This window comes from Arthrobacter sp. D2-10, from assembly GCF_054161285.1.
The window spans coordinates 861,916-879,596 of the sequence record NZ_CP096431.1 but is presented as its reverse complement, the minus strand read 5'-3'; the positions used below and the strand labels follow the sequence as shown (position 1 = coordinate 879,596).

General features: G+C 64.3%; 18 protein-coding genes. 10 read left to right on the top strand and 8 right to left on the bottom strand.

Features of this window, described 5'->3' with window-relative positions:
* Positions 1 to 33: 33 nt before the first annotated feature.
* Complete coding sequence (locus M1D74_RS04190; protein WP_458116601.1) at positions 34 to 1,065, bottom strand: LacI family DNA-binding transcriptional regulator; 1,032 nt, start codon at positions 1,063 to 1,065, stop codon at positions 34 to 36.
* Between the two features lie 362 nt (positions 1,066 to 1,427).
* Here M1D74_RS04190 and M1D74_RS04185 point away from each other — a divergent pair, with 362 nt between their 5' ends.
* Together M1D74_RS04185 and M1D74_RS04180 are read left to right on the top strand one after the other, a co-directional pair.
* Entirely contained in the window at positions 1,428 to 1,919 is a 492-nt protein-coding gene (locus tag M1D74_RS04185) for an FBP domain-containing protein (RefSeq protein ID WP_309072734.1), read from the top strand.
* 26 nt (positions 1,920 to 1,945) lie between these two features.
* Positions 1,946 to 2,500 carry a hypothetical protein gene (locus tag M1D74_RS04180; protein ID WP_458116600.1) on the top strand — a complete coding sequence of 185 codons (555 nt, stop codon included), beginning with the start codon at positions 1,946 to 1,948 and terminating at the stop codon, positions 2,498 to 2,500.
* Here the strand turns inward: M1D74_RS04180 and M1D74_RS04175 are convergent.
* From M1D74_RS04175 to M1D74_RS04155, 5 genes are all read right to left on the bottom strand, one after another.
* Positions 2,497 to 3,489 (bottom strand): threonine ammonia-lyase, encoded by a 993-nt coding sequence (locus M1D74_RS04175; protein ID WP_458116599.1) that lies wholly within the window; start codon positions 3,487 to 3,489, stop codon positions 2,497 to 2,499. The genes M1D74_RS04180 and M1D74_RS04175 overlap by 4 nt on opposite strands.
* A gap of 50 nt (positions 3,490 to 3,539) precedes the next feature.
* Entirely contained in the window at positions 3,540 to 4,514 is a 975-nt protein-coding gene (locus M1D74_RS04170; protein WP_458116598.1) for an AEC family transporter, read from the bottom strand.
* 52 nt (positions 4,515 to 4,566) lie between these two features.
* Complete coding sequence (locus tag M1D74_RS04165) at positions 4,567 to 5,004, bottom strand: DoxX family protein (RefSeq protein ID WP_309124686.1); 438 nt, start codon at positions 5,002 to 5,004, stop codon at positions 4,567 to 4,569.
* 130 nt (positions 5,005 to 5,134) lie between these two features.
* The gene (locus tag M1D74_RS04160) at positions 5,135 to 6,526 is read right to left on the bottom strand and encodes a DUF222 domain-containing protein (RefSeq protein ID WP_458116597.1); all 1,392 of its coding nucleotides are present in this window, start codon (positions 6,524 to 6,526) and stop codon (positions 5,135 to 5,137) included.
* A gap of 100 nt (positions 6,527 to 6,626) precedes the next feature.
* Positions 6,627 to 7,103 carry a MarR family winged helix-turn-helix transcriptional regulator gene (locus tag M1D74_RS04155; protein ID WP_458116596.1) on the bottom strand — a complete coding sequence of 159 codons (477 nt, stop codon included), beginning with the start codon at positions 7,101 to 7,103 and terminating at the stop codon, positions 6,627 to 6,629.
* A 92-nt stretch (positions 7,104 to 7,195) separates the two neighbouring features.
* On the opposite strand from M1D74_RS04155, the gene M1D74_RS04150 reads away from it, so the two are divergent.
* The 8 genes from M1D74_RS04150 (at position 7,196) to M1D74_RS04115 (ending at position 15,678) form a co-directional block, all read left to right on the top strand.
* Positions 7,196 to 7,771: an NADPH-dependent F420 reductase gene (locus M1D74_RS04150; protein ID WP_458116595.1), complete on the top strand. Its 576-nt coding sequence runs from the start codon at positions 7,196 to 7,198 to the stop codon at positions 7,769 to 7,771.
* 128 nt (positions 7,772 to 7,899) lie between these two features.
* Positions 7,900 to 8,334, top strand: coding sequence for a DoxX family protein (locus M1D74_RS04145; RefSeq protein ID WP_458116594.1), 435 nt, complete (start codon positions 7,900 to 7,902; stop codon positions 8,332 to 8,334).
* 75 nt (positions 8,335 to 8,409) lie between these two features.
* Complete coding sequence (locus M1D74_RS04140) at positions 8,410 to 9,306, top strand: alpha/beta fold hydrolase (protein ID WP_458116593.1); 897 nt, start codon at positions 8,410 to 8,412, stop codon at positions 9,304 to 9,306.
* Between the two features lie 94 nt (positions 9,307 to 9,400).
* Positions 9,401 to 10,159, top strand: coding sequence for a LamB/YcsF family protein (locus tag M1D74_RS04135; RefSeq protein ID WP_309124662.1), 759 nt, complete (start codon positions 9,401 to 9,403; stop codon positions 10,157 to 10,159).
* Positions 10,156 to 11,811, top strand: coding sequence for a 5-oxoprolinase subunit B/C family protein (locus M1D74_RS04130; RefSeq protein WP_458116592.1), 1,656 nt, complete (start codon positions 10,156 to 10,158; stop codon positions 11,809 to 11,811). The genes M1D74_RS04135 and M1D74_RS04130 overlap by 4 nt, the downstream gene beginning before the upstream one ends.
* Positions 11,808 to 12,482, top strand: coding sequence for a GntR family transcriptional regulator (locus M1D74_RS04125; protein WP_458116591.1), 675 nt, complete (start codon positions 11,808 to 11,810; stop codon positions 12,480 to 12,482). The genes M1D74_RS04130 and M1D74_RS04125 overlap by 4 nt, the downstream gene beginning before the upstream one ends.
* Positions 12,483 to 12,661: 179 nt before the next feature.
* Positions 12,662 to 13,903, top strand: coding sequence for a M14 family zinc carboxypeptidase (locus M1D74_RS04120; protein WP_458116590.1), 1,242 nt, complete (start codon positions 12,662 to 12,664; stop codon positions 13,901 to 13,903).
* A 128-nt stretch (positions 13,904 to 14,031) separates the two neighbouring features.
* A complete protein-coding gene (locus M1D74_RS04115) occupies positions 14,032 to 15,678 on the top strand; it encodes an ABC-F family ATP-binding cassette domain-containing protein (RefSeq protein ID WP_458116589.1) in 1,647 nt (548 codons plus the stop codon).
* Here M1D74_RS04115 and M1D74_RS04110 read toward each other — a convergent pair.
* A complete protein-coding gene (locus tag M1D74_RS04110) occupies positions 15,671 to 16,954 on the bottom strand; it encodes a sensor histidine kinase (RefSeq protein WP_458116588.1) in 1,284 nt (427 codons plus the stop codon). The genes M1D74_RS04115 and M1D74_RS04110 overlap by 8 nt on opposite strands.
* Positions 16,947 to 17,675 carry a response regulator transcription factor gene (locus tag M1D74_RS04105; RefSeq protein WP_458116587.1) on the bottom strand — a complete coding sequence of 243 codons (729 nt, stop codon included), beginning with the start codon at positions 17,673 to 17,675 and terminating at the stop codon, positions 16,947 to 16,949. The genes M1D74_RS04110 and M1D74_RS04105 overlap by 8 nt, the downstream gene beginning before the upstream one ends.
* Positions 17,676 to 17,681: the final 6 nt, after the last annotated feature.

Here is a 17,681-nt window from a genome sequence, read left to right as displayed (position 1 = left end):
GAGCAGGCCTCCTTCAGGGGCAGCGGGAATGGTCTAGTTCAGCGCTGAGATGGCGGGGTGTGTTGGCTCAGCGATCGAGCCGCGGGAGATGTAGCGCGGTGCGACGAGTTCCACGTGTGGTTCGGGTGCGCCGTCGAGAGCTTCCATCACCAGAGCCACCGCGCGGTCGCAGGAGTCTGCGGCGACGAGCGGAATGACATCGAGCGCGGGGTGGAAGGACGAGGTGTCAAAGCTGGAGCAGGCTGAAATGATGGACAGGTCGCCAGGGATCGAACGGCCGCTGTCCGCGATGTACGTCAGCGCCCGCGACTGGATGGACTCTTCGCAGTGCATTACGACGGCGCTTACCCCCGCCTTCGGATCGAGTACCTCGTCGACGGCCCGGCGCACGTCTGCGTCACTGCTGCCAGGCATGGCGAAGGTGCTCTGCAGACCGCGTTCGGATGCGTACTCGACGAATGCATTGCGGAACCGGTGCGGGAAGTTTGAGCCGCGTTCGTAGGCGGCTTGCGGGTGGCCGAGCAGAGCGATCGACCGGTGTCCGGCAGCAGCGAGCTGGTCGATCGACAGCCGCGCTGCGGCGGCGAAGTCGAGATCCACACAGGTAAGGCCGCTGGCCTCTCCTGGAACGCCGACGACGACGGACGGAACCGCAAGGTCCCGCACCAGCGCGAGGCGCTCATCATCGATGGAAACGTCGAGGAGGATGACTCCGTCGACGAGACGACTGGACGTTACACGCCGCAGACCGTTTGTTGCCTCATCTTCGGTGAGCAGCAGGATGTCATAGTCATAGCGACGGGCGGCGGTTGCGACCGCCAACACGAATGCCATGTGTGCGGGTGCGTAGGTGTCGACGCGCAATGGAGCACTCAGCGCGAGGATTCGTGTGCGTGCGCCGGCCAACATGCGGCCTGCTGCGTTGGGCAGATATCCGAGTTCCTGTACGGCGTCGACAATCCGCCGTCGTGCATCTTCGCTGACTGTCCGCTTGCCGCTGAGAGCGTAGGACACGGTACTGATGGACACGCCGGCGACGCGGGCGACGTCGTGGATGTTGGCCATCAGGACTCCTATGTCGGATTGCGGGAGAGCGAAAGATACTGCTCCGGGATAGCGTCGAAACGTTTAGCGAAACGCTTCGACAAACTCTACGGCCGCGGAATGTGATGTGCAATACCCTGCCGGAGTTTTGTTCGGACTTGGTTCACCGCGGCGCCCTTTGCGAGAATGCAACGGCAGGAACAACCGATCTAGGGGAATGGACATGCTGCTCACCATCACGGTTTGCGCTGCCACGGAAAGCGAGGCGGCCGCTTCGGCCTGCTGTGAGGAAGGCTTCTAGTCCTCCCCCTGCTTGACTGTTCGGGGGTCGAGGGCTGCATCTACATGCCCCTTCTCACTACCTCCTGCAAAGGCGATCCCTCATGCACCCCATCAGCGACCGCGAAATCCGGTCATCATTCATCAACGCCTCCCGATCCGAAACGGCCAAGCTCAACCTCCCGCCGCACTTTGAAACGCTCGACTGGAACAACCTCGACTTCCTCGGGTGGCGTGACGAGAAGATGCCGCTTCGTGCGTATCTCGTTCTTCCGACGGAACGCGGACTCACCGGCATTCTCTTGCGCGCACCCGAAGGCGGAGCGAAGAAGAACCGGTCGGTTCTCTGCGAGATGTGCCGCGACGTCTTCTCAAAGGAAGACGTATTCCTCTGGGTTGCGAAGCGTGCCGGCCAGGCCGGCCGTAATGGAAACACCGTAGGCACGCTCATCTGTGCTGACTTCATCTGTTCTGCGAACGTACGGAAAGCACCGCCGGCGAACGAGATCAACCCTGATCCCGCCGTCGTCGTGAAGCGTCAGATAGAGGAACTCAACCTCCGGATCCGCAAGTTCCTCGCGCGGGTGGCGGAATAGTCGGTGGCGCGTGGAAGGATTTTGGAATGGCAACGAATTCCAGAATTGCACCGATTGAGCGCGCTACCAACCGATCGTGGGAGGCCTGGCTTGCATTCATGGACGCCTCCGATGCGGCTGGCTTGAGCCATAAGGACATCGCGTCCAAGGTGCACCAGGAGCTTGAGGGCACCATGGAGCAGGCCGGCTGGTGGGCCCAATCGGTTGCGGTCGCCTACGAGCATCACATCGGGCGGCGCATCCCCGGCCAACGTTCCGACGGCACCTTTCAGCTGAGTGTGAGCAGGTCCACCGCGCTCAGGCTCGAGGAGCTGATGGCTCGGTGGTCGGATTTCGCATCCACCAGTTCCCCTGTGCAGGAGCTTCTGGCTGAAGCTGCACGGGTCAGCGGAACCGACCGCCGGATGACCTGGCGCGCGAAGGCTGCGGACGGTTCGTCTGTGGTCGTGACCAGCGAGTTGAAGAAGAACGGCACCGCGTCGATCGTTGCGACACAAATGGGGCTTCCCACACCCGAAGCGAACGATGCCGCGCGGCAGCAGTGGGTGGAAGTGCTCACCGACTTCCTGCAGCGGCTCTAGCCGGTCTGCTGCAATATCTTCGCCAGAAGGGCGGGATCAACCGATCCGCCGGAGACGACGGCGGCCACCGTGCCGCCGTCGTTCTGGCTGGAAACGAGGTCGTGCATCCAGGCTGCGGTAGCGACTGCACCGGACGGCTCCACCACAAGCCTGCCGGCGAGGGTGAGGTGCCGCATTGCAGCGAAGATCTGTTCTTCGGTGACGGTGATGATGTCATCCACGTAGCGCTTCACATGTTCCCACGGGTGTACGCCGAGGGCCGGGGTGCGTAAGCCGTCGGCGATGGTGCGGTAGGTCAGGTCCTGCTCCCACGTGATGCGCCGGCCTTCACGGAAGCTTTCGGCGGCGTCAGCTGCCAGCTCGGGTTCGACACCGACTACGCGGGCTTCAGGCTTGAGTGCTTTCACCGCCGTCGCTATACCGGAGATAAGCCCGCCGCCGGAGATCGGGACGAGGACGGTGTCGACGTCGGGCAGTTGTTGCACGATCTCGAGGCCGACTGTCCCCTGTCCGGCGATGATGCGTGGGTCGTCGTAGGGCGGAATGTGAATATACCCGTGCTGGGCTACGAGTTCGTGGGCTCGGACGTCGCGCAGACGGGACGGCACTACCTGGACTTCGGCGCCGAGTGCGCGGACGGCGTCGATCTTTGTCCGTGGAGCTGCCTCGGGCATCACGATGATCGCTCGCAGACCGAGTCGGTGTGCGACCCAGGCCACGGCCCGGGCGTGGTTGCCGGAGGATTGGGCGACGATACCGTGTTCGCGAGCCTGGTCGAGCACTTGGGCGATGGTGTTGTAGGCGCCGCGCAGTTTGAAGGCGCTGGTGGGTTGCAGGGACTCGGCCTTGCAGTGGAGAAGGTCATCCGGGCGTCGCGGGTGTGGCAGCTGGATGATCGGCGTTCGGAGAACCAGGTCGCTGATGCGTTCCGCGGCGGCTTCAATATCGCCGAGGGTGACGAGAATGGTCTCAGCTGCTTTACTGGTCACCTTCACTGGCATCCATGAGCTGATCCTAGCGACCTCCGTCCTTCACGTCCCTACAGCAGGACCGCCAGTGCGATGAGGATCCAGGCTGGCAGGGCTATCCCGGACAGGACAGTCTGAGCGGCGGTGATCTGTGCCATGAGGGCGGCGTCGCCTCCGAGTCGTCGGGCGAAGACGTAGGAACTGGTGGCGGTCGGGAGTGCCTGGAAGACTACGCAGACGACGGCGGCCGGTCCGCTGAATCCGATGAGCAGACACAGTCCCAGTGTTGCGGCGGGCACCGGAAGGAAGCGCAACAGGATGGCGGCCAGGACCGGCCGGAGGGATTCACGTGGGAAGAGTCGTCCGTGGAGGCCGGCGCCGACGCAGATGAGCCCAATCGGCAGGGCGGCTCCGCCAAGCAGCCCCAAAACAGCTGCGAGAAGCTGTACGACGCCCGCCGGTATCGGCATCTCGAGGACGTTGGAGACTGCTGGTACTGACCCGATCAGGTTTGCGGCGAGACCGATAAGGCAGGCCAGGATGAGCGGGTTGAGGAACACGGCGCGGAGTAGGGCCCTCCCCCGCAGTTTGTGGTGTCCATGATGTGCGAGTGCGACAGTCGATGCTAGGTTCACCAGTGGTATCAGGACTGCGGTAGCGAGGGCAGCGATGGCGATGCCGTCGGAGCCGAAGAGGGCCGCTGCCGTCGTAACTCCGATGTACGTGTTGAAGCGGACGATGCCTTGAAAGACAGAGGTGAAGGCCGGACCATTCTGGCCGGATGCGGGGCGGCGCAGTCCGTAGGCGAGCAGCGATGAGAACAGCGCGGATGATGCCAACACCAGGACGATTGGACCTGGTTCGAGAAGGGCGAAGTCGGCTTCGGCCAGGCCGGTGACGAGCAGGGATGGGAGGAGTACGAAGTAGACGAGCTTTTCGAGTCCCGACCAGAAGTCGGCGGCCGTGATGAATGTGTGCCGGAAGATAGAACCCATCCCGATGAGGATGACCGCGCCCACGAGCGCGATGACCACGCTTAGGTCCACGACGCCACGTCCGATCGTGGTGTCGTCGGGATGCCGTCAATGGCGTTGGTGGTCACTTGGTTGAGCGTAGCAACTGTCGGTCGCGCCAGGCACCGGTAGACCAGAGCGCCCACAGCACAAGCACGGGCTGAAAGAAGAGGCGGATGAACCTGGCTCGGTCGGTCGTCAGGCCAAAGGCATCAACGCCCTCTACGTACTGGGCAATATTGCCGGGAAAGATCACAAGGAAGAAGGCCGCTGCCAGCCAGCCGACAAGAACCCTGCGCCGCTTTAGGACGATCAGCGCTACCCCGAGGGCCAGTTCGATGACACCGGAACCCACAACGACGGCGTCGGCATCCAGCGGAAGCCAGGAGGGAACCTGTGCGGTGAACTCCGAACGCGCAACAGTGAGGTGGGCCGTTCCCGCCGTGATGAGGAACAGCCCCAGGAGGACTCGCGCAAGGGACCGGCCGATCGATGTCCGGGGTTCATTTCCGTTAGCCGCCACCTGGCTTAGCGTAGCGGGCAAGGCACGCTTGCTGGCTTAGCGTAGCGGGCAAGGCACGCTTGCTGGCTTAGCGTAGCGGGCAAGGCACGCTTGATCCTCGTCCAGAATGCGCGCAGCACACTTCGAAATCTCAGAACGGTGGCGGCACCTGTGCACGGTGAACGAACGGTTCGGGCAGCGTCATGTAGGTCTTCCCAGCGAACGATGTGGAAAGCATCGTGCCCTCGTGTGGTTGACTGTGCCTCCAGAAGCCCATCGTCTTGAACATGTGGTGCTTCTTGCACAGGGCAGCAAGGTTGGCGGCACGGGTTTCTCCACCCTGCGACCAGGGAATCGTGTGGTCGATCTCGCATGCCGAAGCCACCCGACTACACCCCGGATGCCGACACGTCTTGTCCCGCACCCTCACCCAATCCTGCAGGTCCTTCGGCGGCTTGTACCTGGTCCTGCCAACTGACATCACCGCTCCGCTTTCCGGATGAGTGAGTAACCGGGTGAACGACGGCGCATGTCCGGCCAATTTCCGCGCGGTGTCCGCATCGATCGGCCCATAGCCGTCCAGCTCGGCAGGTTCGTCTCCCCCGAGCAGAGTCATCACCGGCACAGTGACGAAGACACTTGCCACAACGCCCCGGTAGCCCTGAACCGCTGATCCGGACCCTGCCGCAGGAAGGGGCACCGAACTCGCACCAGATACAGTGCATGGGCCACATTCGGCGGTGGTCGGATCTGAAGTACAGGTATGCGTCAGCAGGTCCGCAAAGACATCTGCGCGCAACTGGCTGAGCGTGCGCTGCTCCTCAGGTGATTGCAGGGCTCTCGCCGTAGCGTCGAGGCGATGTGCAATGCCGTATGCGGTCTCGGCCGGCAGATAGGCGCTGAGCCAGGCCATTCCGTCGCGATCAGGGTCAACTGTCACGGCACGCTCACGAACCTTCTTCTCCCGGCGCACAGCCAGCGCCTCCGGATGCAGCTTCTCGCGCAGCCGACGGGCACGATTAGCCAACTTAGCGACGGTCGTCCCCCGAGCAATCCCGAGCAATTGCTCTTCAAAGTCCGGTATCTCTTCCTCGGGGACGCCGCAGCACTCCTGCGCCACCGCTATTGCGTGCCTGCGCGAGATCCTGCCAAGCTGGAGCGCCTCTACTGTGGCAGGGAAGAAGTTCACCAACAGCTTCGACTGCTCGATGAGCCGCCCGGCGGAACCATCCGGAATGTGCAGCACCGCACCGATCTCCGCTGCCGCAACAGTTTCTGCGTACTCCTCTGCGACGGGACCCCCATAACCCTGCTCAAGAAGCGACCTGACGGAAAGTTCCGAGATGCGGGTCAACAGCTTGGCTTCCTGCGCGTCAACCCATGAACGCAAGGATGCAAGTTCACCCAGACACTCCAGCGATGCCTCGAGGTCACGATTGGTGACGGGGAAGTGCGACAGCTGGCCCGCTAACGGACCCATCACTGAATCCGACGCCCACAGCGCCGTCTCCTCCGAGACCCAACTGGCTCGATTCCCCGTCATGGATCCATTCGATCATCCGGGTCTGACATTTCTGCGCGGTCAACAGACACCCTGCGTGGTCGACAAACACTTCGCGTCGAACGCAGGGACGCGGCAGGAGCTAGCGCGCCGAAGCGAACATTTTCCCCTCAGGATCAAGTTTCTTGAGCAGTTGGGCAGCAATGTCAGACAGCTGCGAAACCTGCTCGGGAGTGAGCTGATCGAACACCAGGCTCCGCACATTCTCGACATGGCCGGGTGCTGACTTCACTACCTTGTCCCATCCCGCCCCCGTGAGCGTAACGTTCTTGGCCCGGCGGTCTTCACTGCATTCGCTTCGTTCCACGAGTGTCTTCTTCTCCAACCCGGTCAGCACACGGGATATCCGCGGCAGCGTTGCGTTGGTCATGGACGCCAGACTCGTAATGCGCAACGTTCGGTTGGGAGCTTCAGAAAGAGAGGCCAACACAAAGTACTCGAAGTGCGTGAGGTCCTCGTCCCGCACCAACTGCCCGTCCAATGCTGCGGGCAGCAACTCCAGGACGGCCGCAGTGCGAGTCCATACTGCCTGTTCGTCTTTACTGAGCCATCGCGTCATATCGTCATTCTATACGAATACTTGCATGTACAACTAACCGCTGCTACCGTTTTAGTTGTACCCACAAGTGATTCATCCCAAAGGAGCTCCACATGACCTCGTTCACCATCTTCGGCAAGGGCAATATGGGCGGCGCTATCGCAGGCGTTGTTGCAGCAGGCGGCTCATCCGTCGAGCACATTGACACTTCCAGCAACGGCGCAACCGTCAACGGCGACGTCGTCGTTCTTGCTGTCCCCTACCCGGCACTCAAGGACATCGTGGCCCAGTACGGCGAGCAGCTCGCCGGCAAGATCGTCGTCGACATCACCAACCCGCTGAACTTCGAAACCTTCGATTCGCTCGTGGTCCCTGCAGAAAGCTCCGCCGCCGCGGAACTGGCGTCAGCACTCCCATCGTCAAAGGTTCTCAAGGCCTTCAATACCAACTTCGCCGCAACCCTCGGCTCCAAGTCCGTCGGCCAGAACCAGACCACCGTCTTCATTGCCGGTGACGACACCGACGCCAAGAACACCCTCGCCGACGCCGTCAAAGCCGGAGGAGTGGACGCAGTCGACGCCGGCTCCCTCGCCCGCGCACGCGAACTCGAAGGCCTCGGCTTCCTGCAGCTCACCCTCGCCGCCGGCGAAAAGACCCAGTGGACCACCGGCTTCGCCCTCGTCCGCTAATTCACCACAAGTACGACGCCGGCACACGGCTTGCGCCGGCGTCCTAAGTTTCAGCGCCTCCCGGCGCCTGCCGCGCAGACATGCCCCACCCGCTCACGACAGCACCCCGAGACCCAGAAACGGATCCCATGAACAACACCGCATTGACCACCACTGCCCGCACCATACTTCGCGTCGTCGTCGGTTTCCTCTTCGCCGCGCACGGCTGGCAGAAGTACAACGAGTGGACCATCGCCGGCACCACCGCCGCCTTCGGCGACATGGGCATCCCCATGGCCGAAATCGCCGCTCCCCTGATCGCCACCCTTGAACTGGTTGGCGGCATTGCCCTGATCCTGGGCCTCCTCACCCGCCCGGTCGCTGCCCTCCTGACCCTCGACATGCTTGGCGCGCTGATCCTGGTGCACCTTTCCGCGGGTGTCTTCGTGGCGGACGGCGGTTATGAACTGGTGCTGCTGCTCGGCGCCGCAGCACTGGCCCTTGCGCTGGTCGGCCCAGGACGCGCCTCCGCCGACTATGCCCTGTTCGGTCGCCGGAACTCGCGGGTGAGCGCACTCGCCTGACAACTGCGTGAAGGAAAAGGGAGGGAGCACACCCGGCTCCCTCCCTTTTTCGTGCTCTCACGCCTAGCATGAGTCATGGCTGACGTAGCCCAGGTTCCTCATCCGATCGACGGCGTCGAACACCACTTCGTGCAGCTTCCGGGGCTGCGCATGCATGTGGCGGAAGCTGGACGCGGAGATCCCGTGCTCTTGCTCCACGGATTCCCACAGCACTGGTGGGAATGGCGAGAGGTGATCCCCGAACTCTCCGCGCACTACCGCGTAATCTGCCCCGACCTGCGCGGCGCGGGCTGGACCGATGCACCGCCGGACGGCTACACCCGGGATCAACTGCTGGCCGACGTCGTCAATCTCCTTGACGCGCTGGAACTGGACCGGGTTCATCTGATCGCGCACGACTGGGGAGCCCTTCTCGGTTTCCAGCTCTGCCTGCAACATCCCGAGCGGGTACGGAGCTTCCTGTCCCTGGCAGTTCCCCATCCCTACATGCGATTCAACCGTCGCATGATCCCCTCCCTGCTCAACACCTGGTACCAGCTGCCGATCGTTGCGCCCGGCATCGGTCCTCGTGCATTGAGTGACGGAAATCAGTGGCTGCCGCGCACACTTCTGCGAACTGCCGCCGCCAAGCTGAAGGTCTCGAGTGACAGCGATGTCGAATACTTCCTGGCACCCCTTCGCGATCGAGCTCAGGGACGGGCGGGGTCACAGCTGTACCGGCACTTCATTCAGCCGCAAGCCAAGGCGATCATGACCGGCGCGTACCGAAATCAGCGACTGACCACACCAACGCATCTGCTGGTGGGAGCCGCCGATCCCCTTGTGAAGGAACACTTCCTGGGCGGCTTCGAAGAATATGCCGACGACCTGACGACCGAAACCGTCGACCGCGCCGGCCATTGGATCCCCGAAGAACGTCCCGACGTCGTCATCCAGAGAGCGCTGGAGTTATTCGCCGGAAACAAGTCATAGGGATTCATGACGAGACCCCACCGAAATCGACATTGTTGAACAATCCGCGGAACTTGGGCATCCTGAAGGAAGACCACCTGAGACGAGGATGACCATGGCTTTCATCGACCTCAACAGCGACGTCGGCGAGTCCTTCGGCAACTGGATGATGGGCGACGACGCCGCGATCTTCCGATCCGTCTCCAGCGCCAACGTGGCGTGCGGCTTCCACGCCGGTGACCCCTCGACCATCGCGCAGACCTGCCGCGACGCCGTCGCAGCCGGTGTCGCGATCGGGGCCCACGTCGGGTACCGGGACCTCGCCGGCTTCGGACGCCGCTTCATCGACTGCTCCCCCACCGAACTGGCCGACGACGTCCTCTACCAAATCGGTGCGCTCGACGCGATCGCCCGCGCAGCCGGCGGAACCATCCGGTACGTCAAGCCGCACGGCGCGCTCTACAACACAATCGTCACCCACGAGGTTCAGGCGAAGGCCGTGGTCGACGCCGTCAAGGCCTTCGGCGGGGATCTTCCGATGCTGCTCCTTCCGGGCTCCGTGGCGCTCCATATGGCCGAAGCTGCGGGCCTCCGCGGAGTTTCCGAAGCCTTCGCCGACCGTGCCTACAACCCCGACGGCACCCTTGTCTCCCGCCGCGAACCCGGCGCCGTCCTCCAGGACGAAGACACCGTCGCCGCCAACATGGTCCGCCTCGCCACCGAAGGCACGATCGTGGCCCGTGACGGGTCAACCATCCGCACCACCGCTGAAAGCATCTGTCTCCACGGCGATACCGACGGGGCGGTCGCCATGGCCGCGGCCGTCCGGCGCGAATTGGAAGCCGCCGGCGTCGGTATCCGGAGTTTTGTGTGAGTCCTGGCATCCCCCCGAAGGACATCAGATGGGCCGGGCCGCGGGCCCTGCTGATCGAACTTGATTCACTCGATGCCGTGCTCGCCGTTCACGCCCAACTGGTCGAGCACCCGCTGGCCGGGCAGGTCGATGTCCTTGCCGCTGCACGGACAGTCCTCGCTGTCTTCGCCTCACATACCGCTGCCCGAGCCGCCCGCGACGCCGTCGCAGCACTGGATGCAACGCCATCGAAGCACGCGCTGGCCTCGCAGGATCCCGTTCGGATCGACGTGGTGTACGACGGCGATGATCTCGTCGAGGTCGGTCGACTCACCGGTCTGGGTGCCGAGGGCGTCATCAGGGCGCACACCGGCCAACTCTGGAGCGCGGCGTTCGGCGGTTTCGCGCCCGGTTTCGCGTACCTGGTCGGCGAGAAAGAGTCGCTCAACGTTCCCCGCCGCACCAGTCCACGCACCGCTGTACCAGCCGGCTCCGTTGCTTTGGCCGGCAACTTTTCGGCTGTTTATCCGCGCCGCTCTCCCGGCGGTTGGCAGCTGATCGGCCGGACCGCCGCCCGAATGTGGGATCTCGATCGCGACCAGCCTGCCCTCCTGCGCCCCGGCAACACCGTGCGGTATGTAGCGGTACGGGAGGTGATCGAACTTCCGGACACCTCCGCAACGCACGACGTCGGCGCCTCCCGCCTTGCCGTCGGATCGCCGGCGCTGGAGGTGCTCACCCCGGGTCCGCAGTCGCTTATTCAGGACCTCGGCCGACCCGGGCTGGGTGACCTCGGTGTCCCGTCATCCGGCGCCGTCGATGCCGTGAGCGCCCGTCAGGCCAACCGCCTGGCAGGCAATGAAGCCACGGATGCCGTCATCGAATGCGTTCTCGGCGGACTGGCCGTCCAGGCGCACGGCGAACTCACGGTCGCGCTGGCCGGCGCCCCGGTGCCGGCACGCGTTGACGGCCAGCACGGCGAGCGTGCCGCTCCAATGTACGCACCCTTCGCCCTTCACGACGGCGAGACCCTCCGCCTCAGCTTGCCGGAGACAGGACTGCGCACCTATGTCGCGGTCCGCGGCGGCATCACCGTTCCGGCCGTGCTCGGAAGCCGTGCGACTGACATTATGTCGGGCATCGGTCCTGCACCCCTGACACAGGGGACCCTGTTACCGGTGGGCGAAGCTCCGCACGGACACATCGTCGGCACGCCCGAGCCTCCGGCCCTGCCCCTCGAACTGCTCCGGGCCGACGGCAAGGAAACCAACCGCAACGAACCGGTCGAATTGCGCATCACCGCCGGACCTCGCGAGGACTGGTTCACCCCCGAGTCCCGGGCCGCCCTGACCACCCAGCGGTGGACTGTCACCGCAGAGTCCAACCGGATCGGCATGCGGCTCGGAACTGACGACGACGGCACATCCCTCCAGCGGGCAATTACCGACGAACTTCCCAGCGAAGGCGTCGCGGCAGGGTCGCTGCAGGTGCCGCCGTCGGGCCTTCCCGTCCTGTTCCTCTCCGACCATCCGGTGACGGGCGGGTATCCGGTGATCGGCGTCGTCGTACCGGAGGATCTGCCGATTGCGGCGCAACTGCCACCCGGCACGACGGTGCGATTCATCGAGAGCGCTGTGGAGGGCTCTGCTGCAGAGGACGGCCGCTCCGCATGAGCACCGGGCGCGAGGATTCGGCTGGACACGCGCACACGACGGCATGGATAGCCTCGGTGCTCCGGTCCCGGATTGCGGCGGGACAGTTGGCGCCAGGGGCGAAACTGTCGGAGGAGTCGTTGTCGGCGTCACTTGGGGTATCGCGAAACACGTTGAGGCAGGCGTTCACCACACTGGCGGGCGAATCGATCGTGACACGCATCCCGAACCGGGGCGTCTTCGTGGCGTCGCCGGGTGTGGAGGAGGTGCGCGAGATCTACCGGGTCAGGCGGGTGATTGAACCTGCGGCTGTGCTGTGGGCCAGGCCGTCAGCTGAGGAACTGGACGTGCTGGAGGCGATTGCCCTTCGGGCAAAGGCAGCCCGGGAGGCTGGGGCAGTTCCCGACATGGCCAACGCGAACCAGGCATTCCACGAGGCAGTCGTGGGACTGACCGGAAGCAGATCGCTGCGCGAGCTGATGGACCGTGTGCTTGCTGAGATGCGGCTGGTCTTCCACGCGATGGCTTCGGCACCGGACTTTCACACGCACTACGTGGACCGCAATGCGCAGCTGGTGGAACGGCTTCGCGCGGGTGAGAACGAAGTGGCCGCAGCTGAACTGCGCACCTACCTCAACGTTGCCGAAGCAGAGTTGCTGGAGTATCTGGAGGGCACTCAGGCCAACGCCTAGTCGATAATGCTCAGTCGCGGTCGCTCTCGGCGCGGACACATCGGGCGACAATATCGTTCGCTTTGCGAATTAGCTAGAGGTCACATCTTTTTGAGCCCCAATTCCGTCGAATCATTCATCGGCTACTTAATCGGTTAGAAGATCAGCGTGTTCGAACCACTCGACCTTTGGAGTTGACCGTGACCCAATCCCCTCGTAAGCCATACAGGTTCTTCGGCGCTATCGGTGCCGGTGCCATGCTCTGCTCGCTGATCGTCGCCAGCCCGGCCAGCGCCGCTCCCGGCGACGTCAACACACCCGGACAGGGAACCTGCAAGACCTTCGACGACCCGCAGTTCACGGGTTGGACCAGCTACGCAGAACTCGGTGCTGAACTGCAACGAATCGAGGACACCAGCAAGGGGCGGGTGCAGGTCGATGTCGCCGGTCAATCCGCGCTCGGCCGCAATCTGTACACCGCCCGGGTCGGAACCGGCGATCGCGTACTGCTCGTTCAGAGTGCTCTGCACGGCAACGAACGGACAGGGACAGAGGCCCTCTTGAGCATCCTGAAGAAACTCGGCACCAGCAGCGATCCGGCAACCAAGCGGGCCCTTGAGAACGTCACGCTGGTCGCCATGCCAATGGCCAACCCTGACGGCGGCGAGCTGAACCGTCGAATCAGCGTGATCTCCTGGGACGACGTCGAACGTCTGCACCCGCAGCTGGAAGGTTCGAACCGGGCCTGGTACCACCAGCTGAGCGGCGACGGGATCGCGCTGCCGGGCTTCGACCTGAACCGGGACTTCAACGCCGACCTCAACTATGTCCCGCAGCCGGGCGACCTGCCCGGCAACTCGAAGGACGCAGGGTTCTATCTGGCGCCGGAATCGCAAACGATCCGGGATGTCTATGTCGGTCTGCAGGAGGAGTTCGGCGAAGTCGACGCAGTCGTCGACATCCATCACATGGGTCCGTGCAACGTGCAGACCGGAGGCGAGCAGGACGGCCGGCACATTTCGGTGGCGCTCGACTATCCGCCTCTGGGTGTCAACGACGGCGCAGCATACAAAGAGGACTGGCCTCTCCTGGACCAGGACAAGTCCCGGCGCTACGCCCTCGCGGTAGCCGACGGCATCAAGGAGAGCTACGGGTCCCAGTCACCAATAGCAGCCGTGGGACGCTATCTCCATCCGGAACAGCGCGAGTACGCGGGCCAGGGCCGCTCAGCGTTCGCGCTCAATGGATCCGCCACCGTCCTGTTTGAAGTCAGGGGCCAACAGGACGACCTCGGCCAGAAGATGAAGGGCATGCTCGTCCAGACCGTACAGACCGGCGTCGAATCCCTCATCCATTCCATGGCAACAGGTGAGGTTGACTCCCTCAATGGAGACGAGTTCTTCGACTACCCGGATTACGGGTGGGACGTCGCCTCGGACTGAAGCGGCGCAGCAGGCTAACTGCGTGTGAAGCCGACGGCATCGGTGGGAACGGCTAACGCTTCCCACCGGTGCCGCTCGCCGTTCCGCACAGCGTCTGTGAGGCGCGGGCGTTCTCCTACACTGAATCAATGACTGCAACCCTCGTGGCCAAGGCGCTTTCCGGCGGCCACGCCCATCGCACCCTCTTCTCGAACCTCGACCTGACGGTTACCCAGGGAGACGTCGTCGGCGTGGTGGGTGCCAACGGTGCAGGCAAATCAACGCTGCTCAGGCTCCTCGCCGGGGTCGACGAGCCACTCGCCGGCACCGTGATGGCAGCGCCGAAGGACGCCTTCATCGGCTGGCTTCCGCAGGAACACGAGCGCACTCCCGGTGAAACCGTCGAGCAGTACATTGCGCGCCGAACCGGTGCCACCGCCGCAACACTGGCGATGGAGCAGGCAGCAGAGCAACTCGGAACGGCCGTCAAGGGCGCTGATGACCGGTACGCCGCGGCGCTGGAGCACTGGCTCGCGTCCGGCGCCGCCGATTTGGAGGATCGGCTCCCGGCGGTACTGGCCGACGTCGCACACGGCGTCGCTCCGGACGCACTGGTCACAGGGCTCTCCGGCGGGCAGCTTGCGCGGGTTGCCCTGGCCGCGCTGCTGCTGAGCCGATTCGACGTGGTCCTCCTTGATGAGCCCACCAATGACCTCGACCTCGACGGGCTCGCCCGTCTCGAGGCCTTCATGCGCAATCTGCGCGGAGGGGCCGTGCTCGTCTCGCATGACCGTGAGTTCCTGGCTCGCTGCGTCACCACGGTTGTGGAGCTCGATCTCGCACAGAACCAGGTCGCCGTGTACGACGGCGGTTACGACGCCTACCTCGAAGAACGCGCCGTCGCCAAGCGGCATGCCCGCGAAGCCTACGAGGAGTACGCGGAGAAGAAGCAGGACCTGGTGTCGCGTGCGCGCACCCAGCGCGAGTGGAGCTCGCAGGGCGTCCGAAACGCCATGAAGAAGAACCCGGACAACGACAAGATCCGCCGGCGGGCCAGCGTGGAATCGTCCGAGAAGCAGGCACAAAAAGTCCGCCAGATGGAATCACGGATCGCGCGCCTGGACGAAGTGCAGGAGCCGCGCAAGGAGTGGCAGCTGCAGTTCAGTATCGGGTCCGCTCCCCGCTCAAGCTCGGTCGTCGCGACGCTCAACAGCGCTGTGGCGAGGCAGGGTGACTTCACGCTGGGACCGGTGTCGGTCCAGCTCAACGCCGGTGAGCGCATCGGAATCACCGGTCCGAACGGCGCCGGCAAATCGACGCTGCTGCGTCTGCTCCTGGGCCATCAAGCGCCCGACGACGGCGCTGCCTCCCTGGGCGCCAACGTCGCCATAGGTGAGATCGACCAGGCGCGCGGGCAGCTTGGCGAGGACCAGACTCTCGCGGCCGCCTTCGAGGCAGCCGTACCTGACCTCGCGCAGGCCGAAGTGCGCACGCTGCTCGCCAAGTTCGGGCTCAAGGCTGACCAGACCGGCGCGCTCGTCGCCAGGCTCTCCCCCGGCGAGCGCACCCGGGCGGGGCTCGCGCTGCTGCAGGCCCGCGGCGTGAACCTGCTGGTGCTCGATGAACCGACCAACCACCTGGACCTTCCGGCGATCGAGCAGCTTGAGGAGGCCCTCGAGGATTACACGGGCGCTCTCCTGCTGGTCACCCATGACCGCCGGATGCTCGAGAACGTTCGCCTGGATGCACGGTGGGAGGTCGACGGCGGACAAGTCCGGGTGGGTTTGGCTAGCTGAGCTCCGCGTGGTTGAGCTCGCGCTTCGGCAGCATCAGGTTGAACGTTGTCCGTTCCTCCGAACCCAGCACCAGGTGGCCGCCGATTGCCTCCGCCAGCTCCGACGCGACGGCAAGGCCGATCCCTTCGCCGCTCGAAGCTGAATCGGAGCTCGAACCGGAGCGTGAACGCTCACTGACCCGCCGCGTGAAGATGCTGTTCCCGTGAGGCCGGACGCCGTCATCACTCACGGCGAGATTGAGGTGGGTTCCGGCGTCGGATGCTTCCACCCGGATGGTTCCTTCGCCGTGGTTGATGGCGTTCTCGATGAGGACGTCGAGGATCTGGTTCACCGGGCCGGGATTGATGACGGCGGGCAGGGTTCCGTCGTCACTCACGATCTCCCGTCCCAGGGCGTCAATCTGCCGCTGCCAGCGTGCAGCCGCCTTCGCCGTCACAGTGCCCAGATTGACCTCGCGCGCGGCGGTCAGGCGCTGGCCGCGGGCCAGCTCGAGCAGCTCGCTCACTGCTGTGGACAGCCGGTCGATCTCACCGAGTGAATGGGTCAGTTGCGCGGCGACCGTCGGCGGGGTTTCCTTCCAGAGCGACAAGTCCTCCAACTCCAGACGCAGCGCTGTGATCGGGGTCCGCAATTGGTGCGAGGCGTTGGCAGCGAACTCCCGCTCGCGCCGGACCAGCTCGGACAGCGCCTGGGAGCTGGTGTAGAGGGCAGCGCCGATCTCCTGCGCTTCAGGAATGTTGTAGTTCTTGTCTTCGAGGTCGAACTTCCCGTTGCCCAGCTGTTCCGCGTCGACGGCGAGTTCCTGGAATGGCCGCGACAACAGCCGGGCGAGGATGAATCCGGCCAGCGCCGATGCAAGGATCAGCACCACACCGATGATCACCACGGGCATCACCGCAGCTGCTACGCGGTCCGCCACGATGTTTCCGGACCGCTCCAGCGTCACCGTGGAGCCGTCGTCGAGCCCGCGGGTGACACTGATGTCATCGTGGTGACCGGTGAGAGCGGGACCGGCCGATGCGATCACGTCGTCGGCTGCATCCCGGTACTCTATGCGCTCCCCGGGCTGCAGCAGCCCTGCAAGATACGTATCTGATATTGTCCCCCCGGCTGTCAGGTCGGGCAGCACGCCGGCGAGCAACTCGGTAGAGCGTTCGATCTTTCGCTGTTCCGACTCAAGCGCCTGGTCCGCGACGATGTAGGCACGCGGCACGCCATAGAGGGCAACGACGGCGACGGCGAGGCCCACGAACGCTGCAATCAGCCGTTCACGCATCCTCCGCGCCGTCCTCGAGCCGGAAGCCGACCCCGCGTACGGTCACTACCTGCGCTGTGCCGCCGGAGTCGTCGAGCTTCTGGCGTAACCGGCCGATCGTGACGTCGAGGGTTTTCGTGGAACCAAACCAGTTCTGGTCCCAGACCTCGTCCATCAGCCGCTCCCGGGTGACCACCGCTCCCCTGTCCTGCTCAAGCAGGGACAGCACGTCGAACTCCTTCGCGGTGAGCGGGAGTTCGGCATCGTTGGAGAAGGCCCGGCGTGACTGCCGGTCGACCCGGAGGGCCGGCGCGGCGACGGCTGACGCGGGGACCGGCACCGGAACTGGCCTCGAATCAGACTGACTTACGGATGAGGCAGTGCGGCGCAGCAGGGCACGTGCGCGTGCCAGAAGTTCAGCCAGGCCGAAGGGCTTCGCCATATAGTCGTCGGCTCCGACGTCGAGACCAACCACCCGGTCAATCTCGCCGCCGCGGGCAGTCAGGATGAGGATGCCGCCGTTGTAGCCGGCTTCGCGTACGCGCCGGCACACCTCCAGGCCCTCGATGTCGGGAAGACCGAGGTCAAGGACGATCAGGTCGAACGGTTCCTGCTCGACGAGCGCGATGCCGGGAAGGCCCTCAGCGACCCGCCGGACCTCGTAGCTCTCCCGCTCGAAGGTGCGGATCAGCGGGAGGGCAATGCCGTCGTCGTCCTCAACCAGCAGTATCCTGTGCCCCATTCCTGG

Excerpts from the sequence above, each read along its gene's own strand:
- M1D74_RS04190 (WP_458116601.1), bottom strand. The coding sequence starts at position 1,065 with ATGGCCAACATCCACGACGTCGCCCGCGTCGCCGGCGTGTCCATCAGT.
- M1D74_RS04185 (WP_309072734.1), top strand. The coding sequence starts at position 1,428 with ATGCACCCCATCAGCGACCGCGAAATCCGGTCATCATTCATCAACGCC.
- M1D74_RS04180 (WP_458116600.1), top strand. The coding sequence starts at position 1,946 with ATGGCAACGAATTCCAGAATTGCACCGATTGAGCGCGCTACCAACCGA.
- M1D74_RS04160 (WP_458116597.1), bottom strand. The coding sequence starts at position 6,526 with ATGACGGGGAATCGAGCCAGTTGGGTCTCGGAGGAGACGGCGCTGTGG.
- M1D74_RS04155 (WP_458116596.1), bottom strand. The coding sequence starts at position 7,103 with ATGACGCGATGGCTCAGTAAAGACGAACAGGCAGTATGGACTCGCACT.
- M1D74_RS04150 (WP_458116595.1), top strand. The coding sequence starts at position 7,196 with ATGACCTCGTTCACCATCTTCGGCAAGGGCAATATGGGCGGCGCTATC.
- M1D74_RS04145 (WP_458116594.1), top strand. The coding sequence starts at position 7,900 with ATGAACAACACCGCATTGACCACCACTGCCCGCACCATACTTCGCGTC.
- M1D74_RS04140 (WP_458116593.1), top strand. The coding sequence starts at position 8,410 with ATGGCTGACGTAGCCCAGGTTCCTCATCCGATCGACGGCGTCGAACAC.
- M1D74_RS04135 (WP_309124662.1), top strand. The coding sequence starts at position 9,401 with ATGGCTTTCATCGACCTCAACAGCGACGTCGGCGAGTCCTTCGGCAAC.
- M1D74_RS04125 (WP_458116591.1), top strand. The coding sequence starts at position 11,808 with ATGAGCACCGGGCGCGAGGATTCGGCTGGACACGCGCACACGACGGCA.
- M1D74_RS04115 (WP_458116589.1), top strand. The coding sequence starts at position 14,032 with ATGACTGCAACCCTCGTGGCCAAGGCGCTTTCCGGCGGCCACGCCCAT.
- M1D74_RS04110 (WP_458116588.1), bottom strand. The coding sequence starts at position 16,954 with ATGCGTGAACGGCTGATTGCAGCGTTCGTGGGCCTCGCCGTCGCCGTC.
- M1D74_RS04105 (WP_458116587.1), bottom strand. The coding sequence starts at position 17,675 with ATGGGGCACAGGATACTGCTGGTTGAGGACGACGACGGCATTGCCCTC.